Consider the following 22,689-nt stretch of genomic DNA (forward strand, 5'->3'; position numbering starts at 1 on the left):
ACAAGTCTAAAATATTTTGTCAACCCCCCCATATTCTCTGTTCGCGTTTTTGTCAGAATCAGGATAACCAGGATTTAAGGATTTACAGGATGGTTTTTGTGGGTGTGAGCATTTTAGTTGTAAGCTGTGTCAAACTACATCATAAACATATCACATATATTTAATATTTAACGCATCCTACTTAAATCATCCTGTTCATCCTCTAATCCTGGACATTCTGATTCTGACAAGGAATATTCATTTAACACTCTTTGGCTCTTACTAATATAAGGGTTTAGCATTGCTAAACACCTACGTATAAAACGAGTCATTTATATTTATATTGTTATTGAATAATACAGATATATTAATTTAACATTCTTGGGTGAATGGCGATGGCGAAACGCCCGCCGTAGGCGATAAGCGAAGCTTAAGCCTTCGGCTATCGCATTTTAAAATTTACTAATGCAGCCCAGATCACCTACTCCTTCAAGAAGTCGGGGATCTACTTTTGGATCTAGTTTTAATAATGAATTTAAGGCAAAGATGGGATCATTCAGTGCTAACCTAAAAGATGATATTGCTTGATCTTAGGTCTTTGAAGACCAACTCTGAAAAATAGCTTCATTCATTAGGCGCAGCATGGTCACCACCGCAGAAAAAACAAACATAGGTTACATTACCCAAGTAATTGGTCCGGTTGTAGACGTTAAGTTCCCCGGCGGTAAACTACCCCAAATCTACAACGCTTTGACCATCAAAGGCACTAACGAAGCTGGACAAGAAATCAACCTCACCGTTGAAGTACAGCAGCTTTTAGGCGATAACCAAGTTAGAGCCGTTGCGATGAGCAGCACCGACGGTTTAACCCGTGGTTTAGAAGTTGTTGACACCGGCGCACCCATCAGCGTACCCGTAGGTAAGGCTACATTAGGACGTATTTTTAACGTTTTAGGCGAACCAGTAGACAACCAAGGTCCTGTAAACAACTCCGAAACTTTACCCATTCACCGCGAAGCTCCCAAACTCACAGAATTGGAAACCAAACCTTCTGTGTTTGAAACCGGGATCAAGGTTGTGGACTTGTTAACTCCCTACCGTCGTGGTGGTAAAATCGGTCTGTTCGGCGGTGCTGGTGTTGGTAAAACCGTGATCATGATGGAATTGATCAACAACATCGCTACTCAACACGGTGGTGTGTCTGTATTCGCTGGTGTAGGTGAAAGAACCCGCGAAGGTAATGACCTCTACAACGAAATGATCGAATCTGGGGTTATTAACAAAGATAACCTCAACGAATCTAAAATTGCTCTCGTTTATGGTCAAATGAACGAACCACCCGGAGCTAGAATGCGGGTTGGTTTGTCTGGTTTGACAATGGCTGAATACTTCCGTGATGTGAACAAGCAAGACGTACTGTTGTTTGTTGACAACATTTTCCGGTTCGTACAAGCTGGTTCTGAAGTATCTGCGCTGTTGGGACGGATGCCTTCTGCGGTAGGATATCAGCCCACTCTCGGTACTGACGTAGGTGCGCTACAAGAGCGTATTACCTCCACAACCGAAGGTTCTATTACTTCTATTCAAGCTGTATATGTACCTGCGGACGACTTGACCGACCCCGCACCTGCTACAACCTTCGCTCACTTGGACGGTACAACAGTATTGTCTCGTGGTTTGGCAGCTAAAGGTATTTACCCTGCGGTAGATCCTCTGGGTTCTACTTCCACAATGTTGCAACCCAATATTGTAGGTAAAGAACACTATGATACTGCACGTGCTGTTCAGTCTACCTTACAACGTTACAAAGAATTACAAGACATCATTGCTATCTTAGGTCTAGATGAATTGTCTGAAGAAGACCGTCTCACCGTAGCACGCGCTCGTAAGATTGAGCGTTTCTTGTCTCAGCCCTTCTTCGTAGCAGAAGTATTTACCGGTTCTCCTGGTAAATATGTGAAATTGGAAGACACCATCAAAGGTTTCCAAAGAATTTTATCTGGTGAATTGGATGATCTGCCAGAGCAAGCTTTCTACTTGGTAGGCGATATCAACGAAGCGATCGCTAAAGCTGAAAAGCTCAAAGGTTAATAGGTAATGGGTAATAGGTAATGGGTAATAGGTAATGGGTAATGGGTAAGAAATTCTCCCAACTACCAATTACCAATTACCAATGACCAATCACCAATCACCAATAATTAAGTAGAAACTAAAAGAATATGACTCTGACCGTTCGTGTAATTTCCCCAGACAAAACTGTTTGGGATGCTCCCGCTGATGAAGTAATTTTACCTAGCACTACAGGTCAGTTGGGTGTTTTAAGTGGACACGCTCCCATGTTGACAGCATTGGATACAGGTGTAATGCGGGTTCGTGCTAACAAAGCTGCCAACTGGCAAGCGATCGCTCTTTTGGGTGGTTTTGCTGAAGTTGATGAAGATGAAGTTACCGTTCTGGTGAATGGTGCTGAACGTGGGGACGCTATTAATTTAGACGAAGCCCGCACAGCTTTCAACCAAGCTCAAACCAAATTAAACCAAGCTCCCGCAGGGGATAGACAAGCTCAAATTCAAGCTACACAAGCATTTAAACGCGCACGCGCTCGTTTTCAAGCTGCTGGCGGTTTGGTGTAAGTCAATCCTGAAATGGACGATAAATAGGGTAGGCAATTAGCCTACCCTTGTTTATTTTTTGATTATGATGTTTAAAAATATAATAGACCTGTCCGAAAATTAAAAAGGCAGTCTGTGTATGGCTTTGAGGATGTTCTCATTTCAGCCAGACTTGACGTAATCATGAGGGCTAGAGATAGTTACTGTTAGAGGTTGTTTGAAAAGTTTTAGATGGTGACTTTATACACTTGCAGATCCCCCCTAACCCCCCTTAATAAGGGGGGAACTAGAATTAAAGTCCCCCTTTTCAAGGGGGATTTAGGGGGATCTAAAATTTTTGATACATCATGAGGGACTTTTCAAACATCCTCTTACTCATGTTGCTCTCTTGGTGCTGTCTATTCACTATTCACAGCTTATACTGAGAGAGCTTTTTTACTGCCTATCCGACTTTTCAAACATCCTCTAATAGAGAATTAAAATCTATATAGGCATGACGTTAATTTGTCACCAATGATTAAAATTCGTAATTCAGACGTTGTTTTGAGTAAATACCTATGACTATTGCAGTTACAGAAAATATTCAATCGCTTCATGATGTAGAGACAAAGTTAGGGCTGCGGCGATCGCATGATCCAGACTTCTTCATGGAATGGTGTAGAGATTTTGAAGAATTAGAAGATACTGAAAAAACAACTCTAGATCGGATCAAAGGGTCTTATGTATATCATATTAATCAAGGCTTTTTGTCCGAGGGGACGGTAAATTTGTTGATGGTTTCACCATTACTATTTTTGGCAGGTTTTCTGGAATCACCTTTTAGTTTGCGAAGTGAGCAGTCAGTTGAGATTAACGATTATAATGGTAGTGTTACTTATCACGGAAGAATTGATGCTTTAGTTTTGAATAATAACTTATGGATAGTTTTAGTTGAAGCAAAGCGTTCTAGTTTTTCATTTTTAGTGGCAGTACCACAAGCTCTTACCTACATGACAGCAAGCCCGAATGGTGATAAACCAACCTATGCACTCGTCACCAACGGCGATCATTTTATGTTTGTGAAGCTGCAACAATCGCAATACGATCTTTCTGATGATTTTTCACTTTTTAAGCGATCAAGTAATGAACTCTATCGCGTGCTGCAAATTCTAAAATCCTTCCAGAATCTATAAATAATGAATTTGAACACGGATTAAATGGGTTACACAGATTTCATGGATTTTCTGGGATTAAGAGTTATTAAGGTATTTTATTAGTAGAAGGTTATATGATTAAAATAAGTAAAATCCGTGAAATCTTTTAATCCGTATAATCCGTGATTCAGAGGTTGTTTTAATATTAACTTAACTATTAGTTGTTGAAGAGATTGTGACAGTTTTAGATGGTGCTTTTCCGTCTTTTAGTAAAGAGATAACTGGTAAACAGATCACAGGACAAAACAAGGAATTATTGCGTCATTGGTTTACCCATGCGACGGTAGCTGAAGCCTATGGACTTAACGCCGAAGACATAGCCGAAGTTGAGAATTGGTATGCGCGTAGATATCCAAAATTATCTCAAGCTCAGAAAGCCAACCTGCGGAAACTACAACATTTGAACACGGATTAGGCAGATTACACAGATTGCACGGATTAAATTGCGTGTGGTAAGCTGTTACACAGCTAAATTGTATAATCCTAATATTCTGAACTCTTGTTTAACAGGCAAGATGCCTGTTCCACTTATACAAATTAAATGCACAACAGCTTAGTGACAGACATCAAAATCAGCGCAATCCGTAAAATCCGTAAAATCCGTGTTCTAACAGATTAAAATCAGCGTAATCCCATCTAATCCACGTTTCAACTACTATGCCCCTCAAACATGAAGACATCACCCAAAAAATAATCGGCGCATCCTTTGAAGTGCATAAGTTTCTCGGTAACGGATTCCAAGAAGTAATTTATCAACGCGCCCTAGCCTACGAATTTCATCAAGCAGGATTAAACTTTGCCAGAGAAATCGAACAGCAAATATATTACAAAAACCTACCCGAACCCATCGGCACACGCCGCGCTGATTTTGTGGTTGAAGAAAAAATATTAGTCGAACTAAAAGCCACCAAACAACTAGAAGATGTCCACTTTGCCCAAGCCCTAAACTACCTCAAAGTCTATAAACTCGAAGTCGGACTATTAATTAACTTCGGAAGCAAAAGTTTAGAATTTAAAAGGCTGATACGAACATAAAACATCTGAACACGGATTACACAGATTTTAATTACCTCATCTAATCCGTCGATAAAAGCTAGTAAGGTTTTGCAGAATTACCAAAGGTTATTTCCCCCATGCCAACAAAAAAACAGATCCCCGGTTTCTTCAAGAAACAGGGGATCTAAATCACCTAAATCATCTAAATCATCTAAATCATCTAATAATTATCCTTAACCAGCAGCTACCATTTCTTTTTCCAGACGTTCCAATCTTTCAGCTAATAATTGCTCTAAAGTAATTAAAGCCTTGGTAAAACCGTCAATACCTTCAGAAAGTTTATCAGATGCCATCCGATCGCCAGCGTGCATCTTATCAAAAGTGGCTTTATCAACAGAGATTTTTTCAATAGATAAACCTGCAACCTTAGCAGGATCAAGTTTGCGGGGTAATTCACCCACAGTATTTTGCAATTCTGATAATAAACCAGGAGAAATAGTCAACAAATCACAACCAGCTAACTCTGTAATTTCGCCAATGTTACGGAAACTAGCACCCATAACTTCAGTCTTATAACCAAACTTTTTGTAGTAGTTATAAATCTTGGTTACAGACAATACACCAGGGTCTTCTGCGGAAGGATAGCTATCCCGTCCGGTATCTTTCTTGTACCAGTCAAGAATACGACCCACAAAAGGAGAAATCAGAGTGACACCAGCTTCAGCACAGGCGATCGCTTGGTGAACACCAAACAACAAAGTTAAGTTACAGTGAATACCTTCTTTTTCCAAAATTTCCGCAGCCTTGATACCTTCCCAAGTCGCAGCAATTTTAATCAAAACCCGTTCCTTAGAAATACCCGCAGCTTTATATTGAGCAATCAAATCTCTAGCTTTAGCCACTGTAGCATCAGTATCATAGGATAACCGTGCATCTACTTCAGTAGAAACACGACCGGGGATGATTTGCAGAATTTTCAAACCAAAAGAAACCGCCAAACGGTCAAAAGCTAAAGAAACTACCTCGGCTTGGGTAGCCTTAGTACCAGCATCTTTTTTCGCTTTAATTAAAGTTTGGTCAACAATATCTTGATATTCCGGCATTTGTGCCGCCGCAGTAATCAAAGAAGGATTGGTAGTAGCGTCCTGGGGTTTAAACTTTTCAATTGCTTGGATATCTCCAGTATCCGCCACAACAACGGTTACTTCCCGCAACTGTTCCAGTAAATTTTTAGCCATAACATACTCCGTAAATTTTTTTGGTGTAGGATTTACCAATCCCCAATTATTTAAACTCTTTGATCTTGCATACGATTCTGATTTTGGCAACTTTTCTTAATAATTGCCTAACCTTACTTGACTAAATCATTCCTCTCAGGTGTGCAGTTGCCAACTTTTTTTGATTTATTAACCGCAAAGTACGCAAAGTACACAAAGGAAGAGAAGGAATGAAGTTGAGAATTTTTGAGCAGGAAGAGAAAAGTTCCAGCCTCAGCCCTATTTTAAACGTCTCAAGCTGTAATAGGCTGTCCAATAGAATGCACTTTGATTAAACTGGTTGTTCCTGACATACCAATTGGTACTCCAGAGGTAATTACAACTTTGTCACCTTTTTTCACAAAACCCTTTTCTACCACTGTGTTAACCACATTGGTAAACATCTCCTCTGCATGGTGAACAGGGTTGATTAACAAAGGTTCTACACCCCAAGATAAAGCCAACTGACGATAGGCAATGGGTTCAGAAGTCAGGGTAATAATTGGTGTCAGAGGACGATATTTAGAAATCAATCTAGCCGTATTTCCAGAAGTTGTATTACAAAGAATCGCCTTAGCACCTGTTTCATAAGCAATGCGACAAACCGCTTGGGCAACTGATTCTGTAACACTCAGACGACCGGCTTCATGATTCCAGGTATGTTTAGCACCCGCTTGCAATGCTTTTTCCGTTTGCAAAGCGATATTGTGCATTGTTTGTACCGCCGCAATGGGATATTCACCCACGGCAGTTTCTCCCGACAACATCACCGCATCTGTACCATCCAAAATGGAATTAGCCACATCCGTTGCTTCGGCGCGAGTGGGGTCAGGGGCGCTAATCATCGACTCTAACATCTGCGTAGCTGTAATCACAGGCTTACCAATGAAATTACAGAGACGAGTGATATCTTTTTGAATTAGTGGCACTTGGTGAATGGGCATTTCTACTCCCAAATCACCACGGGCAATCATAATCGCATCAGCAACTTCTAGGATGTCATTTAACTGGGCGACAGCTTCCGGGCGTTCAATTTTGGCAATCAGACGGATTTTAGAACCAGCAGCTTCAATCATGCGTTTTGCCGGTTCTAGGTCTGCGGGCGATCGCACAAAAGAAACCGCTACCCAGTCTACACCCAATTGAATCCCAAACCGTAAATCCTGCAAATCCTTTTCTGTAATGGAACTCACAGGTAAAGGAGTCGCAGGTAAATTTACACCCTTATGAGAAGAAATCAACCCCCCAATATCCACATGAGCGCGAATTTTATCAGCATCACGACTGGTTACAGTTAACTTCACCCGACCATCATTAATCATAACTGGTTCACCAGGTCGGATCATTGCAAATAAAGTAGGTAGAGGTAGGGGAAGTTCATCAATATTTTCCCCCTTTTCCTGTAACAGAAAAGTCACCTCACTCCCAGCTTCCAGCATCAAACCTTCCGGTGGTAACTTCCCCAAGCGAATTTTCGGACCACACAAATCCTGCATAATCGCAATGGGTCTTTTTAACTCATCACTAATGCGTCGTAAATGGTGAAAAGTTTGAGCGTGAGCTTCATAAGCACCATGCGAGAAATTCAACCGAGCCATATTCATTCCCGCTTCCACCAAAGCTTGCAGCTTTTCCGGTGCAGCAGTAGCAGGACCAACAGTACAGATAATCTTGGTTCGACGCATCATACAAAGTAGGGGGTAACGGTCTAGGTAGTGCAACCTCGTTAAGCCCATACTGGGGACTGGGGATTGGTGATTAGTGACTGGTGACTGGGAAGAGATGGGGAGGTAGGGAGGCAGAGAAATTTTAGATTTTAGATTTTAGATTTTAGATTTTAGATTTTAGATTGGAGATAACAAAAACAATCCAAAATCCAAAATAGCCCAGTCCCCAATCACCAGTCACCAGTCCCCAATCACCTATTTGCCATTGACAACATCAAATCAACAACACGGTTAGAGTAACCCCATTCGTTGTCATACCAAGAGACAACTTTAAAGAAGTTAGAATTTAATTCAATTCCTGCACCTGCATCAAAAATGCTAGAGTGGGCATCACCTTGAAAATCTGTAGAAACTACTTCTTCATCGGTATAACCCAAAATACCTGCTAACTCACCCTCAGCAGCTTTTTTCATTGCTGCACAAATTTCTTTGTAACTTGTAGATTTGACAGTTTTGAAAGTTAAGTCAACTACCGAAACATCAGGGGTAGGAACTCTAAAAGCCATCCCTGTTAACTTACCTTTCAACTCTGGTAAAACCAAAGCCACAGCTTTAGCCGCACCAGTGGAAGAAGGAATAATATTTTGAGCCGCACCTCTACCACCGCGCCAGTCTTTTTTACTTGGTCCGTCTACTGTAGGTTGAGTAGCAGTCATCGCATGAACTGTAGTCATCAAACCTTCAGCCAAACCAAAGTTATCATTAATAACTTTAGCAATTGGCGCTAAACAATTTGTAGTACAACTAGCATTGGAAACAATTAAATCCTTTGCAGGATCATAGGATTGATGGTTTACACCCATCACCATTGTTTTCACTTTTTCAGGATCTTTTGTAGGTGCAGAAATCACAACTTTTTTTGCACCAGCTTTTAAGTGATTTTCCGCCCCAGCATAATCAGTGAAAAGTCCTGTAGATTCCACAACATAATCTACACCTAATTTACCCCAAGGTAATTCTGCGGGATTTCTGACAGAAACACAGGGGATAAAATGCCCATCAATTACCATGCCATCTTCCCTAGCTTCCACCTTACCTTTTAACTTACCGTGTGTGGAGTCGTACTTTAAAAGATAAGCCAAATTATCCGGTGGTACTAAGTCATTAATCCCCACAAATTCAATGTTAGGATTATTAATACCCGCACGGAGTACCAAACGACCGATCCGCCCAAAACCGTTAATAGCGACTTTTAACTTAGCCAAAATTTAACCTCCTGTTTGTAGAGATTTAACCAGAGAAAATTGGCCAGATTAATTCTACTCTGACTTAGCTGATTCTTACAGTAAAAAAAGTCATAAAGCTAATTTAATCAGTATATTTTAATGTTTGGAAATTGGTGACTGGGAAAAATTACGAATTACGAATTACGAATTACTTAACAGCACTCGTTAAAATACCCATAATTTTACCAACATCATTTAAAAAATACTCAGCCAAATCAATTTGTACCCGTTCACCTGATAACTTTAAAAACTTCCAAATTTCCCCAGTGGTCACTACACCATAAATTTCTGTAATTTCATTTTCTTCTCTTTCATTAAATAATTTAGCAGCATACATTTCTGCTATACATTGACCTAAACCGCCTTTAATATTTTCATTTTTGGCTTCAACAACTAAAATTACCGGGGCATTAATCAATAAAAATTCAGGAGAACGACTAATAATAAAATCACAATTACCAGTTTAACCCTGACTAGAATCAACATTAAATTCTACACCAGAAAACAAACTAATTTCCTGATTTTTCTTTTTAGTTAACTCCAATAAAATAGGTTTAATAATCATCTCAGAACGAGATTTTTCTGTATTACTAGCCAAAGCAAAGGAACATGATAAGCTAAAGCTTCCTGTAAATAATCACTGATTTGTAATGGTGCAAATTCAGCAAAAATATTATCTCTCGTAGAAATTTTGAGATTCAGGTTTTTCTTAACAGCTTCTAAAGTAAAATCACTGTAAGACATAAAATCATCCTATTGGATTTTTCCAACTTCAGAATACAATAATAATCAAATAATATCATGTCTGTTTAGTAATTAGTTATTAGTTATTAGTTATTAGTTATTAGTTATTTTTCCCAATCACCAGTCACCAGTCCCCACCCCAGTCACCAGTCCCCAATCACCAATACCTGATAAAATTCTCAAGCACCATAGTTAACTCATCCCTATGTCAACTGACTGGAAAACTGTTAAAACCTACGAAGATATTCTGTATCAAAAAACCGATGGTATCGCTAAAATCACCATCAACCGTCCCCACAAACGCAATGCTTTCCGCCCAAAAACTGTCTTTGAACTTTATGAGGCTTTTTGTGATGCTCGTGAAGATACTAGTATTGGTGTAGTTCTATTTACGGGTGCAGGACCTCACACAGATGGAAAATATGCTTTCTGTTCCGGTGGTGATCAAAGTGTACGCGGACAAGCTGGTTATGTTGATGATGAAGGGATTCCGCGCTTAAATGTGCTAGATTTACAACGTTTGATCCGTTCTATGCCTAAAGTAGTGATTGCTTTAGTCGCTGGTTATGCTATTGGTGGTGGTCATGTTTTACATTTAATTTGTGACTTAACCATAGCTGCGGATAATGCCATTTTTGGACAAACAGGACCAAAAGTAGGAAGTTTTGATGGTGGTTTTGGGGCGAGTTATTTAGCACGGATAGTTGGACAGAAAAAAGCACGAGAAATTTGGTTTCTCTGTCGTCAATATAATGCCGAACAAGCTTTAGAAATGGGATTAGTTAATACAGTAGTTCCTGTAGCAGAACTCGAAGCCGAAGGGATAAAATGGGCGCAGGAAATATTAGAAAAAAGTCCCATTGCCATACGTTGTTTAAAAGCAGCATTTAACGCTGACTGTGATGGCCAAGCAGGGTTACAAGAACTGGCTGGTAATGCAACTTTACTTTATTACATGACCGAAGAAGGTTCAGAAGGCAAACAAGCTTTCTTAGAAAAACGGACTCCCAATTTTCGGGACTTTCCTTGGTTGCCTTAACCATCCTCACAACCGCACCTGATCACAAGGTGCGATGCTAATAAGGCTTTATTAGAAACAAAATTGCAGCACCAAAAAATTTGCAAAGCTAACTAAATGCCAATGTTATATTTAGCAGTCTGATTGGGAAAAATATAATTAGAGTAGTCACCAAAAGTAGTAACCAAGTCTTAAACAACTATAACTTTAGTTTTTATCTCTGGTAATGAGGAAACAGATGTTTCAGCAACAGTTGTAAATTCTAGATTTTCTAAATCGGAATTGATATTAGCTGCAACGGGTAGGATAGGTACAATAGGTTTAGATAATGGTAAGCTCCAATTATCTTCTAAAGATTCCCATGTAGGAGCAAAGGCGGGGATCGCTAAAGAGCAAGCTTTCCAACCAGCTTGAACAGGTGCGCTTAATTGCTGACACATACCACCACGACGGCCTTCTGGTTGGTAATGACGACAATACCTACAGGCTGATGTTAAAGGGTTAATTGGCTTCATAATCTTGAGTCTTGAGTGGGAACGAAGGGTAATTATCACACTTAATATTTTCGTTCCCTGACAAAATGGGTATAAAAGCCAAGAAGTAATTATCTAATAAGGGTTTTAGGTATTTTTTTGAAAAAAAAATTTTTATTATGTTTTTATATTTTTGTCATATTTGTATATGATTAGTGAAGTGTCCACATACTTGTTTTTGCCTATAACGCATTGGGGATCAAAGGTAAAAAGTGAGATTTGGATGACACGAGCCTTTTAGATGTTGCATTTTGGCTATTCTTTGTTTCCTGCTTGATCAATGACAAATTTAGCGGCACAAGGAGAACAAACACCCCAGCGTTGGACTTCACCTGGTGGGGATGGGCATTGACATTGGGGGCAAAGAGGTAAGTTTAAGTTATGCGATCGCTCTTGTCTATTTCTAGCCCATTGTTCAAAAGCTGTCTGAGCATTTTTAGCACTAGCTTTAAGTTCAGGTTTGGAAATACCCACACCTACATCACCCAAATAACTAGGGTGTGCTTGGGGTGATAAAGTTTGTTGTGGGTTGTCTGGTAATGGTGTTTGTTTCCATTGGGCAGTAGAAAAGCGAATATCTATCAAAGGTGTAGATATCTCGTGATTCAACTTTTTATTTAACTTTAAAAGTAGATTTTTGCGTTGAAAAGTCAAATTTTGCGCCCAAGCTGCACTAGAAGTTGCTACCCACAAAACATCACGCTGAATCGACAAAGGGCGTGTTTGTGCAGCAACCTTAACCCCAACAACTTCTTGCCAACACTTGAGCAAGCGTGAAAAAGGTTGTTCCTGCCATTGGGCTTCCAGTTGGAGAATGCCTAAAATATCATTAACAGATTTCAACGACATCTAGATTTGGGTTTGCTGAAAAAGTTATCTGTGTTCCCGCAGCGTGACGTAAGTCATGGGCTAGGAGATTAAGGAGTCAGGAGTCGTAGGGGCGAAGCATTCGGGCAACAAAATTATCAATTTTATCAACACGCTATTTTCCTGTCAGGGCGAAGCATTCGGGCAACAAATTATCAATTTTATCAACACGCTATTTTCCCGTAAGGGCGAAGCATTCGGGCGATCAATTCTCAATTTTGATCACAGGTTATTTTCCGAATGCCTGTCTGCCGACAGGCAGGCTTCGCCCCTACTTCGCCCCTACTTCACCCGTACAGGAGTCACTTGAATTTTTTACTGATAAAATTCATACAGCACTATCATATTGAAGGCATCCTGGCAATGAGTCAAAATCCCACAATTGATTCTGGTACTTCATCCGCTAAAACCTCTGGCTTACAACCAGCACTAGCAGCAGCACTAGGAAGTTTAGAAGTGCAGTTGGATCAAGAGTTAACTAGATACCGACGCGCACGCAATGGAGTGAGGCAAACGAAAAAAGTTAGTGTAGAAAATTATATTCCTCAGCCATCCCAAGAGTTAAATACCATAACTGAGACATTGGTAACAACTCAGCCATCAACGTCAGAATTTAAGAATAACTCAATTTTTCTAGAAAATTCTGTCTCAGATGTGGAAAAACAGGAACAAATCAATCATTTACCACTGTCTTCTGCCGAACAGTCTACCAAAATACAAACCCCACCACCGCCACCTGAGTCAAAGCCTATCAGTAGTATAGTACCGACAAAGCCCAAGGCTGAAGGTGAAACTCCTGTAGCGGCAAATCATACTCCCAAACACCCAGATGATTATTTAGAATCCAGTGAAGCACTGCTGCGAAGTCTCCAAGAAGAACAACCACCAACCAACAAATCAAGTAATTCTAACGACAGTTTACTGTCACCGTTGGGTATTGGTTCTATGCTGCTGCTGTTAGCTAGTTTAACTTTAGGCTATGTAGTATTTAATCCCCGAACTTTACCACAGTTGCATTTGAGCCAACTTTTTAACCGGATCTCCTCAAAAAATAGTGAAAATACTTATGTTCCGGCAAGTAATCCCTCACCTATAGCCCAACCAGAAATCACACCTATCCCCAAATATCCTAACTTGGCGGCTCGTGAGTTTCCACAGGTGAGAGATCCTAATGATGTAATAGGTTTAACACCGAAAGTTAAACCAACCCCGACAGCTAATCCCCAACCTATAGTCATCGAAACACCAATAAGTCCAGTAGTTCCACTAACTTCAGTCCCCAATGTTTCCGCCATACCCAAGCCCAAGGAAACTTTACCAGGACTGAATACAGAAATAAAACCATCAGCGGATGGGTACTATTATATTGTGGCTGATAATCAAGGCAATAATGCTTTAGCAAGTGCGCGGCAAGTTGTTCCTGATGCTTATTTATCAGATGGACAAAAGTATATTTATCTTGGTGCGTTGAAGACTGAAGAGGAAGCAAAACAACGTTTACAGCAACTACAGGCAAAAGGCATTAAAGCCCGTGTACAAAAACCATGATAGGTAATTGATAATTGATAATTGATAATTGATAATTGATAATTCAGAATTGATCATGGAAAGAAGCCTAAATTTGCTGGTTGCTAAAACCTGAATGGAGCATATTTAAGTATGGAAGTGATGAAGCGCATTTTGCGGGTAGTTCGTGCTAATGTTAACAGCTTGGTGAATGGTGCTGAAGATCCAGAAAAAGTTTTGGAGCAAACCTTTCTGGAAATGCAGTCAAATTTGGTACAATTGAGACAGGGAGTTGCTGGTGCGATCGCTACCCAAAAACGCACTGAACGTCAAGCACTTGCAGCAGAATCTCAATCCCAAGAATGGTATCGTCGCGCTCAACTAGCTCTCCAACAAGGTAACGAAGCTTTAGCACGGGAAGCTCTCACCAAACGCCAAACTTACCAACAAACGGCTACAGCTTTGTTTGAGCAAATAGAACAGCAAAAACAAGTAGTAGACAAGTTAAAACAGGATATGCGTAGTTTGGAGTTGAAAACCGCAGAAGTAAAAACTAAAAAAGATATGTACATTGCTCGCGCTCGTTCTGCTCAAGCTTCCTATAAACTTCAGGAAATGCTGAGTGAATTTTCTACTACATCTAGTCTGAGTGCATTAGAACGCATGGAAGATAAGGTGTTGCAGATAGAATCACAAGCAGAAGCAATTGGTCAACTGGGTAGTGATAATCTGGAAACAAGGTTTGCTAATTTGAATTCTATTAATAACAATGTCGATGTTGAACTGGCAGCAATGAAAACCCAAATGTTAAAGGAGGTAAATAACCAGCCGACAGAGATATAGCCTTTCAGTGCAGCAAGTAACCAAAACTCCAAGGTGAAAACTCCAAAGTGTTAAATGTGATGAGTTAATGTAGCTGAATTATAGGGTGATGATTCAGAATGGAGAGAGGAAACCAATCCAGACTGAAAAGATTAAATTGAAATAGGTAACTATTAAACAGTAAAAAACTTCACTGTCTAACAAATTGCGTAAACCTCAAGCATAAAAACAAGGAAAAACAAAGTTATGGGATTATTTGATCGGCTTAAAAGAGTAGTTAGTGCGAATGTTAACGATTTAATCAATAAAGCAGAAGATCCAGAAAAAATGCTGGAACAAGCCCTGTTGGAAATGCAGGAAGACTTGGTACAGTTACGTCAAGGTATTGCACAAGCCATTGCTGCCCAAAAACGCACAGATAAACAATACAATGAGGCTGTAAATGAAGTTAATAAGTGGCAACGTAACGCCCAACTAGCTCTGCAAAAAGGTGATGAAAACTTAGCCCGTCAAGCATTAGAGCGCAAGAAAACTTTTAATGATACTGCTACAGTATTAAAAGTCAGTTTAGATCAGCAGACTGTACAGGTGGAAACTCTGAAAAAGAATTTGATCCAGCTAGAGAGCAAAATTTCTGAAGCTAAAACCAAGAAAGAAATGCTCAAAGCGCGAATTACTGCTGCTAAAGCTCAGGAACAACTGGGTTCAATGGTTAGTGGGATGAGTACAAGCAGTGCCATGGCTGCTTTTGAGCGCATGGAAGAAAAGGTTTTGATGCAAGAAGCTCGCGCTCAGTCTACAGCAGAATTAGTAGGTGGAACTTTAGAAAGCCAATTTGCCCAGTTAGAAGGTAGTAGTGATGTTGATGATGAATTGGCAGCTTTGAAAGCAAGTATGCTACCACCAGCAGCACCTCAACCGCAACTACCCCCACAACAACAACCCACCAATACACAACAACCAACTACCACAGCTAAACCTGCGGAGCCAGTGGATGATCCATTAAAAGCTGACTTGGAAGCTTTAAAAAGACAATTAGATCAGTTGTAAGTTTTGCAGAAAACACATTTGAGAATATCCCACACCTCAAGGTTGTGGGATTTTGTTTCGTTGGGGACTGGTGACTGGTGACTGGGAAAGAAAATTTTAGATTTTAGATTTTAGATTTTAGATTGGAGTTAACAAAAACAATCCAAAATCCAAAATCCAAAATCCAAAATAAATAACTCCTGACTCCTGACTCCTGACTCCTGACTCCTGACTCCTTTTTACGATACAGTAATGTGTGTGTCAACTTGGAAGATGCCACCTAATGGAGACTTTAATGAGTAAGGGTGTAATAACTATCACTGACGCTGAGTTTGAAACTGAGGTTTTAAAAGCCGAGCAGCCTGTATTAGTTTACTTTTGGGCTTCCTGGTGTGGTCCTTGTCAATTGATGTCGCCAATGATTAGTTTAGCTGCTAATAAATACAGCGATCGCCTAAAAATTGTCAAGATGGAAATTGACCCTAACCCCCTAACTGTAAAACGGTATCAGGTGGAAGGTGTCCCTGCACTCAGGTTAATTAAAGAAAAGCAACTGCTAGAATCGACTGAGGGAGTTATCAGCAAAGATCAATTACTCAGTCTTTTGGATCAGCATTTAAATAGTAATTAGTAAATGGTCAGGTACTGGGGACTGGGGACTGGGGACACTTCGACAAGCTCAGTGCATCGCTGGGGACTGGGGACTGGAGGCAGAAGAGAGGTATTTTCCTCCTTGCTCCCTTTCCTCTTTCCTGTTCCCTATTTTTTGACTTTTGACTTTTGACCTGATTTTGCCCAATGACTAATTACTAATGACCCATGACTAATGACTAAAATGCAATTTGCACAACGTTTACAACCTCTACAAGCTAATGTATTTGCGGATATGGACAGGGCTAAGGCTCTAGCTGTGTCTGCTGGAAAAGAATTAATTGATTTGTCTCTGGGATCTTCTGATTTACCAGTAGATAATCATATTATTGATGCGATCGCCAAATCTCTTGATGATCCTAACACTCACGGTTATTTGCTGTTTCGAGGAACTCAAGGATTTCGTCAAGCTGCTGCTCAATGGTATGAGCAAAAATTCGGTATTAAAGTTGACCCAGAAACAGAAGTTTTACCTTTGATTGGTTCTCAGGAAGGAACTGCACATTTACCTTTAGCAATTCTCAATCCTGGTGATTTTGCCTTGTTATTAGACCCTGGTTATCCTTCCCATGCAGGAGGAGTTTATTTAGCAAGTGGGCAAATTTACCCAATGCCATTAAAAGCAGAAAATAATTTTTTACCAGTGTTGACTGATATTCCCGCTTCAGTTTTAGCTCAGTCACGGCTGATGGTGTTAAGCTATCCCCATAATCCTACCAGTGCGATCGCTCCTTTATCTTTCTTTCAAGAAGCTGTAGCTTTTTGTCAAAAGCATAACATTGTTTTAGTCCATGATTTCCCCTACGTAGATTTAGTATTTACCCAGGACGAAACTTTCAATCCAAAATCCAAAATCCAAAATCTAAAATCCTCAGTTCCCTCAATTTTACAAGCTGACCCTGAAAAAAGCGTTTCTATTGAATTTTTCACCTTGTCTAAATCTTATAATATGGGTGGTTTCCGCATTGGTTACGCCATTGGTAACGCTCAATTAATTCAAGCTTTAAAACAGGTTAAAGCCACCGTTGATTTTAATCAATATTTGGGAATTTTAAACGGGGCGATCGCTGCACTTACAGGCAATCAAGACGGTGTAAAAAAATCAGTTGCTATTTTCCGCCAACGTCGTGATGCTTTCATCAATGCCTTGCACCGCATTGGTTGGAACGTTCCCACACCAGAAGCAACTATGTATATTTGGGCAAAATTACCAGAACATTGGAGTAATAATTCTATCAAATTTTGTACAGAGTTAGTTAAACAAACTGGTGTAGCTGCTTCTCCGGGTGCTGGTTTTGGTTCAGCAGGGGAAGGATATGTGCGTTTTGCGTTGGTGCAAGAACCACAGATATTAGAAACTGCGGTAGATAGAATTGCTGAATTTATTAATTCTAGCGTTTGAGAAACCATAATCTTTGCAAAATAGTCGGTTTTAACTGACTTTAGCTATAAGACAGGGAATTTATTCCCTGGTTTTCTGGCTTTCTTTGTGTGCTTTGCGTCCTTTGCGGTTCGTTATATAATTCATCGCATCTTCATCAAAAATTAGATGACATTAAAAATATTTCTTAAAATAAAGAAAGGTATTTATTTGTAAAATTACCTAACATTAGCCGTGACAGTATCATCTCAAACTCTACCATTAGTTAAAAACCCAGAGAAACTAGAAACCCGTTTAGCAGAAATTCCCCCAGCACCAGGGGTTTATTTAATGCGGGATGAAAGCGATCGCATTATTTATATAGGTAAATCTCGCAAATTGCGATCGCGTGTTCGTTCCTATTTCCGTGACTACACTAATAAGACTCAACGCATCAACACGATGGTTAAATTAGTGACGGAAATTGAATTTATTGTCACTGATACCGAAGCGGAAGCATTAGCATTAGAAGCAAATTTAATCAAACAGCATCAACCTTATTTTAATGTTTTATTAAAAGACGATAAAAAATATCCTTATCTCTGCATTACCTGGTCCGAGGAGTATCCGCGCATTTTTATTACTCGTAAACGTCAACTGGGAAAACCCAAAGATAAAAAAGATAAATACTACGGACCTTACACAGACTCAGGTTTATTACGGGAAATTCTGCACCTGTGTAAACGCATTTTTCCCCAAAAACAAAGACCCCAACCTTTATTTAAAGATCGTCCTTGTTTAAATTATGATATTGGTCGTTGTCCTGGAGTTTGTCAACAGTTAATTTCTCCTGAAGAATACCGGACAATTATCCAAAAAATAGCAATGGTATTTCAAGGAAGAACTCAGGAATTAATAGATATTTTAACAACACAAATGGAAGCAGCAGCGGAAGAATTGAATTTTGAAACCGCAGCCAAAATCAGAGATCAAATTATTGGTTTAAAATCCTTAACTGCACAGCAAAAAGTATCCTTACCTGATGATACAGTATCAAGAGATGCCATTGCTTTAGCCGCAGATAATCAACACGCATACATTCAATTATTTCAAATTCGTGCAGGTCAATTAGTCGGAAGATTAGCGTTTATTGCTAACTCCCAAGCTGAACCAGGAGCAATTTTACAAAGAGTATTAGAAGAACATTATCAAACAGCAGATAGTGTAGAAATTCCTAGTGAAATTTTAGTACAACATGAATTACCCGATGGGGAAATTTTAGCAGAAATTTTAACACAAAGAAAAGGCAGAAAAGTAAATATTATTGCACCTTTGCGACAAACAAAAGCAGAATTAATAGAAATGGTAGAAAAAAACGCCCAATTTGAATTACAAAGAATGCAAAAATTGGGTGATAGTAATCAAAAATCATTAGAAGATTTAGCAGCAATTCTTGATTTACCAGACTTACCTCACCGCATTGAAGGTTATGATATTTCTCACATTCAAGGAAGTAATGCAGTAGCTTCTCAAGTGGTATTTATTGATGGTTTACCAGCAAAACAATATTACCGTCATTATAAAATTAAAAATCCCAATGTGAGTATTGGACATTCTGATGATTTTGCCAGTTTAGCAGAAGTGATTCACAGAAGATTTAGGAAATATATTGAAGATCCAAAATTACCAAGATTAGGAAATTCTGACTGGCCAGATTTAATTATGATTGATGGTGGTAAAGGTCAATTATCTGCGGTAGTATCTATTTTAGAAGAAATAAATTTATTAGCAGACTTACGGGTTGTGAGTTTAGCAAAAAAACGGGAAGAAATCTTTTTACCCGGTGAGTCTTTACCTTTAGAAACAGACGCAGAACAACCAGGAGTACAGTTATTGCGAAGGTTGCGAGATGAAGCACATCGGTTTGCTGTGAGTTTTCATCGACAACAAAGAAGTGATAAATTGAAAAGGTCGCGCTTAGATGAAATTCCCGGTTTAGGACACCATCGACAAAAGTTACTACTAGCTCATTTTCGCTCCGTTGATTATATCCGTCAAGCTACACCACAGCAATTAACAGAAGTTCCCGGAATTGGATCGAGATTAGCACAGGAAATTTATACCTATTTTCATCCAAATTGAGGAATATTGCACTTTCACACACCAAAATACCAAAATACCAAAAAATATTAACCCCCTCCCCTTGCTGATCATTAAAATGCTAAAATTCCATTGATGCTAGGGGTGCTTGTGAAAGCCAAGCTGAGATCAAACCCTTAACACCTGAGACTGGGTAATACCAGCGTAGGGAAGCTGTATATTGAGGATTATTGTATGCGAACTGAATGGGTAGCCAAGCGACGTGAACAGGGTAATGTTACACAAATGCACTACGCTCGCCAAGGTGTAATTACTGAGGAAATGTACCACGTCGCTAAGGTGGAAAACCTTCCTCCTGAACTGATCCGCGAAGAAGTAGCACGGGGAAGAATGGTGATCCCTGCGAATATTAATCACACTAACCTAGAACCGATGGCTATAGGTATCGCTTCTAAATGTAAAGTCAATGCCAATATTGGTGCATCTCCTAATTCTTCCGATGTTCAAGAAGAATTGGAAAAATTAAGATTATCTATTAAATACGGTGCTGATACCGTGATGGACTTGTCCACAGGTGGTGGTAATTTAGATGAAATTCGTACCGCTATTATCAAAGCTTCACCTGTTCCTATCGGTACTGTTCCAGTGTACCAAGCTTTAGAAAGCGTCCACGGCAGAATGGAAAACTTCACCGCTGACGACTTTCTGCACATCATCGAAAAACACGCTCAACAAGGGGTAGACTATCAAACTATCCACGCGGGTTTGTTGATAGAACATTTACCTTTAGTGAAAACTCGTCTTACAGGTATTGTTTCCCGTGGTGGCGGTATTTTGGCTAAGTGGATGTTGCTGCACCGCAAACAAAACCCCCTGTACACCCATTTCAATGACATCATTGAGATTTTTAAGAAATATGATGTTACTTTCAGTTTAGGCGACTCTCTGCGTCCTGGATGTACCCATGATGCAACAGACGCAGCGCAGTTAGCAGAACTGAAAACTTTAGGTCAACTCACCCGCAGAGCATGGGAACATGATGTACAGGTAATGGTGGAAGGTCCTGGTCACGTGCCTATGGATCAAATTGAGTTTAATGTCCGCAAGCAAATGGAGGAGTGTTCAGAAGCTCCTTTCTATGTTCTTGGTCCTTTGGTTACAGACATTGCTCCTGGTTATGATCATATTACTTCAGCCATTGGTGCTGCAATGGCGGGATGGTATGGTACTGCCATGTTATGTTATGTGACACCTAAAGAACATTTAGGTTTACCTAACGCTGAAGACGTGCGTAATGGGTTAATTGCCTATAAAATAGCTGCTCATGCGGCGGATATTGCGAGACATCGCCCTGGTGCTAGAGATCGGGATGATGAACTGTCTAGAGCGCGGTATAATTTTGATTGGAATCGTCAATTTGAGTTATCTTTAGATCCTGAGCGAGCTAGAGAATATCATGATGAAACTTTGCCTGATGATGTTTATAAAAAGGCTGAGTTTTGTTCTATGTGTGGTCCTAAGTTCTGTCCGATGCAGACTAAGATTGAAGATGAGGCTTTAACTGAGTTAGAAGAATTTTTGGCTAAAGAACCTGTAGCGCAACAATGCTAAAATAGTTCTGGTTAAATATCGTTACTGGGTTAAACCTGGTAACGATATTATAGTGATTTTCGTGAACTATATTTTTATATCTCACGCAATCTCCGTGAGGAGATCCCGCAGGGTAGGCGCAAAGGAAGAAAGAAGAGAAAAAGAAGATTGAAGAAATACATTAAAAATACTGTATTTTTGTAACTGTGAATAAATCGAAATCTGTCACATCATTCACAACCTAAAAATCTATGAGTGAACAAATAAAATGGACTGCGGAAGCGGAAGCTAAGATTAAAGAAATTCCTTTTTTTGTGCGTCCTTTTGCACGGAAGAAGATTGAAAATTATGCTCAGGAGAATGGGATAGTTGTTATTGATATTCAGGTTTATGAACAGGCTAAACAGTTGTTTAATAAGAATTTTAATAAGTAGTTGAAATTACCAAACCAATATTTTTCATGTTTAGTGTGATTTTTGGAAAAATGTGATTTTCAATATCATCAAATGACTCGACAAACTCACGATCAATTTGCTAAAGAATACCTAGAGGAATTATTAACACCTGTAGGAACAATCAAAAAAAGCGAAAAGGTGAAAAGCGAAGTTCAAGAAATTGATGTTTGGTTTGAACCCTTTCCTACACCCACTCAGGAAAATTTACCTTTGGGTTTATTAGGTAAAATCGCCAAAACTCAATGTTTAATTGAGGTTTTTCGTAACCCACCATCAGAAATAGAAATTCGCAGTTGTTTACTCAAATTATATGCTGTTCATGGCGATATTGTCAGGAGGGCGAAACGAGAAAACCAAAATATTGCTGAATCAGAATTTCCGATGTTATGGATTTTAACACCAACTTTCTCACCTCGCATGATTAAAGGATTAGGTGCAAATGAGATAGGAGAAGATTGGGTTAAGGGTATTTATTTTCTGCATGATATTTTGAAAACAGCAATAGTTGTGATTCATCAATTACCAGAAAATGAGGATACTTTATGGTTAAGAGTTTTAGGAAAAGGAGGAACACAAAAAAGAGCAGTAGAGGAGTTAACGACTTTACCTGAAAATAACCCTTTTAGGGAGAATTTGTTAGAAATTTTAGCCGACTGGCGCAAGAATTTAGAATTGAGAGATAATTTAAGTAGAGAAGAGGAGGAAGAGATTATGAACTTATCACCAGCTTATTTACAACAACGGGAAGAATGGAGACAAGAAGCAAAGCAAGAAGGAAGACAGGAAGGAAGACAGGAAGGACAACTTTTATTGATAACTTCTTTGTTGGAAGGGCGGTTTGGTAGTTTAGATGCTGAGTTATCTGATGCGGTGGAAAAGATTGCTAAATTTCCTATTGCTGAACGTTCTCAGTTACTTTTGTCTTTGGGTAGTTTATCCCGTGAGGAGTTGTTAGAAAGATTGCGGAATCGGGAAGTTTAGTATAAAATGGTGTTTTGGCAGTTTGAGGATATTTCCCAAACTGC

23 protein-coding genes and 1 riboswitch are annotated in these 22,689 nt (G+C 39.5%); of the genes, 15 read left to right on the plus strand and 8 right to left on the minus strand.

What is annotated here, in order from left to right:
• Positions 1-167: 167 nt before the first annotated feature.
• Complete coding sequence (locus PN497_RS24485) at positions 168-311, minus strand: hypothetical protein (protein WP_190347537.1); 144 nt, start codon at positions 309-311, stop codon at positions 168-170.
• A 310-nt stretch (positions 312-621) separates the two neighbouring features.
• Between PN497_RS24485 and atpD the strand changes: the two genes are divergently transcribed.
• From atpD to PN497_RS24510, 5 genes are all read left to right on the plus strand, one after another.
• The gene (atpD, locus tag PN497_RS24490) at positions 622-2,070 is read left to right on the plus strand and encodes a F0F1 ATP synthase subunit beta (RefSeq protein WP_096571982.1); all 1,449 of its coding nucleotides are present in this window, start codon (positions 622-624) and stop codon (positions 2,068-2,070) included.
• Positions 2,071-2,198: 128 nt separating this feature from the next.
• On the plus strand, positions 2,199-2,612 hold the full coding sequence (atpC, locus tag PN497_RS24495) for an ATP synthase F1 subunit epsilon (RefSeq protein WP_096571981.1): 414 nt from the start codon (positions 2,199-2,201) through the stop codon (positions 2,610-2,612).
• A 536-nt stretch (positions 2,613-3,148) separates the two neighbouring features.
• Positions 3,149-3,763, plus strand: a complete 615-nt coding sequence (locus PN497_RS24500) for a type I restriction endonuclease (protein WP_137666419.1) — start codon at positions 3,149-3,151, stop codon at positions 3,761-3,763.
• 196 nt (positions 3,764-3,959) lie between these two features.
• Entirely contained in the window at positions 3,960-4,199 is a 240-nt protein-coding gene (locus tag PN497_RS24505) for a hypothetical protein (protein ID WP_096571979.1), read from the plus strand.
• A 242-nt stretch (positions 4,200-4,441) separates the two neighbouring features.
• Positions 4,442-4,819, plus strand: a complete 378-nt coding sequence (locus tag PN497_RS24510; protein ID WP_096571978.1) for a GxxExxY protein — start codon at positions 4,442-4,444, stop codon at positions 4,817-4,819.
• A 194-nt stretch (positions 4,820-5,013) separates the two neighbouring features.
• Here the strand turns inward: PN497_RS24510 and PN497_RS24515 are convergent, their stop codons facing one another.
• The 5 genes from PN497_RS24515 to PN497_RS25825 all read right to left on the minus strand — a co-directional run bounded on the left by PN497_RS24515 (position 5,014) and on the right by PN497_RS25825 (position 9,733).
• Positions 5,014-6,018 carry a transaldolase gene (locus PN497_RS24515; protein ID WP_096571977.1) on the minus strand — a complete coding sequence of 335 codons (1,005 nt, stop codon included), beginning with the start codon at positions 6,016-6,018 and terminating at the stop codon, positions 5,014-5,016.
• A 272-nt stretch (positions 6,019-6,290) separates the two neighbouring features.
• A complete protein-coding gene (gene pyk, locus PN497_RS24520) occupies positions 6,291-7,721 on the minus strand; it encodes a pyruvate kinase (RefSeq protein ID WP_096572853.1) in 1,431 nt (476 codons plus the stop codon).
• Between the two features lie 233 nt (positions 7,722-7,954).
• Positions 7,955-8,968, minus strand: a complete 1,014-nt coding sequence (gene gap, locus PN497_RS24525) for a type I glyceraldehyde-3-phosphate dehydrogenase (RefSeq protein ID WP_096571976.1) — start codon at positions 8,966-8,968, stop codon at positions 7,955-7,957.
• 169 nt (positions 8,969-9,137) lie between these two features.
• Positions 9,138-9,407: a hypothetical protein gene (locus PN497_RS25820; protein WP_334310697.1), complete on the minus strand. Its 270-nt coding sequence runs from the start codon at positions 9,405-9,407 to the stop codon at positions 9,138-9,140.
• Between the two features lie 143 nt (positions 9,408-9,550).
• Positions 9,551-9,733 carry a hypothetical protein gene (locus PN497_RS25825; protein ID WP_334310698.1) on the minus strand — a complete coding sequence of 61 codons (183 nt, stop codon included), beginning with the start codon at positions 9,731-9,733 and terminating at the stop codon, positions 9,551-9,553.
• Between the two features lie 205 nt (positions 9,734-9,938).
• Between PN497_RS25825 and menB the strand changes: the two genes are divergently transcribed.
• Entirely contained in the window at positions 9,939-10,772 is an 834-nt protein-coding gene (gene menB, locus PN497_RS24535; protein ID WP_096571975.1) for a 1,4-dihydroxy-2-naphthoyl-CoA synthase, read from the plus strand.
• 170 nt (positions 10,773-10,942) lie between these two features.
• On the opposite strand, the gene PN497_RS24540 is transcribed toward menB, so the two are convergent.
• Together PN497_RS24540 and PN497_RS24545 are read right to left on the minus strand one after the other, a co-directional pair.
• Entirely contained in the window at positions 10,943-11,266 is a 324-nt protein-coding gene (locus PN497_RS24540) for a hypothetical protein (protein WP_096571974.1), read from the minus strand.
• A 273-nt stretch (positions 11,267-11,539) separates the two neighbouring features.
• Positions 11,540-12,133 (minus strand): DUF721 domain-containing protein, encoded by a 594-nt coding sequence (locus PN497_RS24545; protein ID WP_096571973.1) that lies wholly within the window; start codon positions 12,131-12,133, stop codon positions 11,540-11,542.
• A 381-nt stretch (positions 12,134-12,514) separates the two neighbouring features.
• Between PN497_RS24545 and PN497_RS24550 the strand changes: the two genes are divergently transcribed.
• The 9 genes from PN497_RS24550 (at position 12,515) to PN497_RS24590 (ending at position 22,645) form a co-directional block, all read left to right on the plus strand.
• On the plus strand, positions 12,515-13,699 hold the full coding sequence (locus tag PN497_RS24550) for an SPOR domain-containing protein (RefSeq protein ID WP_096571972.1): 1,185 nt from the start codon (positions 12,515-12,517) through the stop codon (positions 13,697-13,699).
• Positions 13,700-13,810: 111 nt separating this feature from the next.
• Complete coding sequence (locus PN497_RS24555) at positions 13,811-14,500, plus strand: PspA/IM30 family protein (RefSeq protein WP_096571971.1); 690 nt, start codon at positions 13,811-13,813, stop codon at positions 14,498-14,500.
• Between the two features lie 225 nt (positions 14,501-14,725).
• Positions 14,726-15,529, plus strand: a complete 804-nt coding sequence (locus PN497_RS24560) for a PspA/IM30 family protein (protein ID WP_096571970.1) — start codon at positions 14,726-14,728, stop codon at positions 15,527-15,529.
• A 274-nt stretch (positions 15,530-15,803) separates the two neighbouring features.
• On the plus strand, positions 15,804-16,139 hold the full coding sequence (locus tag PN497_RS24565; RefSeq protein ID WP_096572852.1) for a thioredoxin family protein: 336 nt from the start codon (positions 15,804-15,806) through the stop codon (positions 16,137-16,139).
• A 195-nt stretch (positions 16,140-16,334) separates the two neighbouring features.
• Positions 16,335-17,561 (plus strand): LL-diaminopimelate aminotransferase, encoded by a 1,227-nt coding sequence (locus PN497_RS24570; RefSeq protein ID WP_190347530.1) that lies wholly within the window; start codon positions 16,335-16,337, stop codon positions 17,559-17,561.
• 213 nt (positions 17,562-17,774) lie between these two features.
• On the plus strand, positions 17,775-19,661 hold the full coding sequence (gene uvrC, locus PN497_RS24575) for an excinuclease ABC subunit UvrC (protein WP_096571969.1): 1,887 nt from the start codon (positions 17,775-17,777) through the stop codon (positions 19,659-19,661).
• A gap of 88 nt (positions 19,662-19,749) precedes the next feature.
• Positions 19,750-19,847: riboswitch (TPP riboswitch) on the plus strand.
• A gap of 6 nt (positions 19,848-19,853) precedes the next feature.
• A complete protein-coding gene (gene thiC, locus PN497_RS24580) occupies positions 19,854-21,230 on the plus strand; it encodes a phosphomethylpyrimidine synthase (protein ID WP_096571968.1) in 1,377 nt (458 codons plus the stop codon).
• 230 nt (positions 21,231-21,460) lie between these two features.
• Positions 21,461-21,643, plus strand: coding sequence for a PCP reductase family protein (locus tag PN497_RS24585; RefSeq protein WP_096571967.1), 183 nt, complete (start codon positions 21,461-21,463; stop codon positions 21,641-21,643).
• Positions 21,644-21,715: 72 nt separating this feature from the next.
• Complete coding sequence (locus tag PN497_RS24590) at positions 21,716-22,645, plus strand: RpnC/YadD family protein (protein WP_096571966.1); 930 nt, start codon at positions 21,716-21,718, stop codon at positions 22,643-22,645.
• The last annotated feature ends 44 nt before the right edge of the window (positions 22,646-22,689 follow it).

Origin of the sequence: Sphaerospermopsis kisseleviana CS-549, assembly GCF_028329225.1 — a bacterium.
Classification (GTDB): Bacteria; Cyanobacteriota; Cyanobacteriia; order Cyanobacteriales; family Nostocaceae; genus Sphaerospermopsis; species Sphaerospermopsis kisseleviana.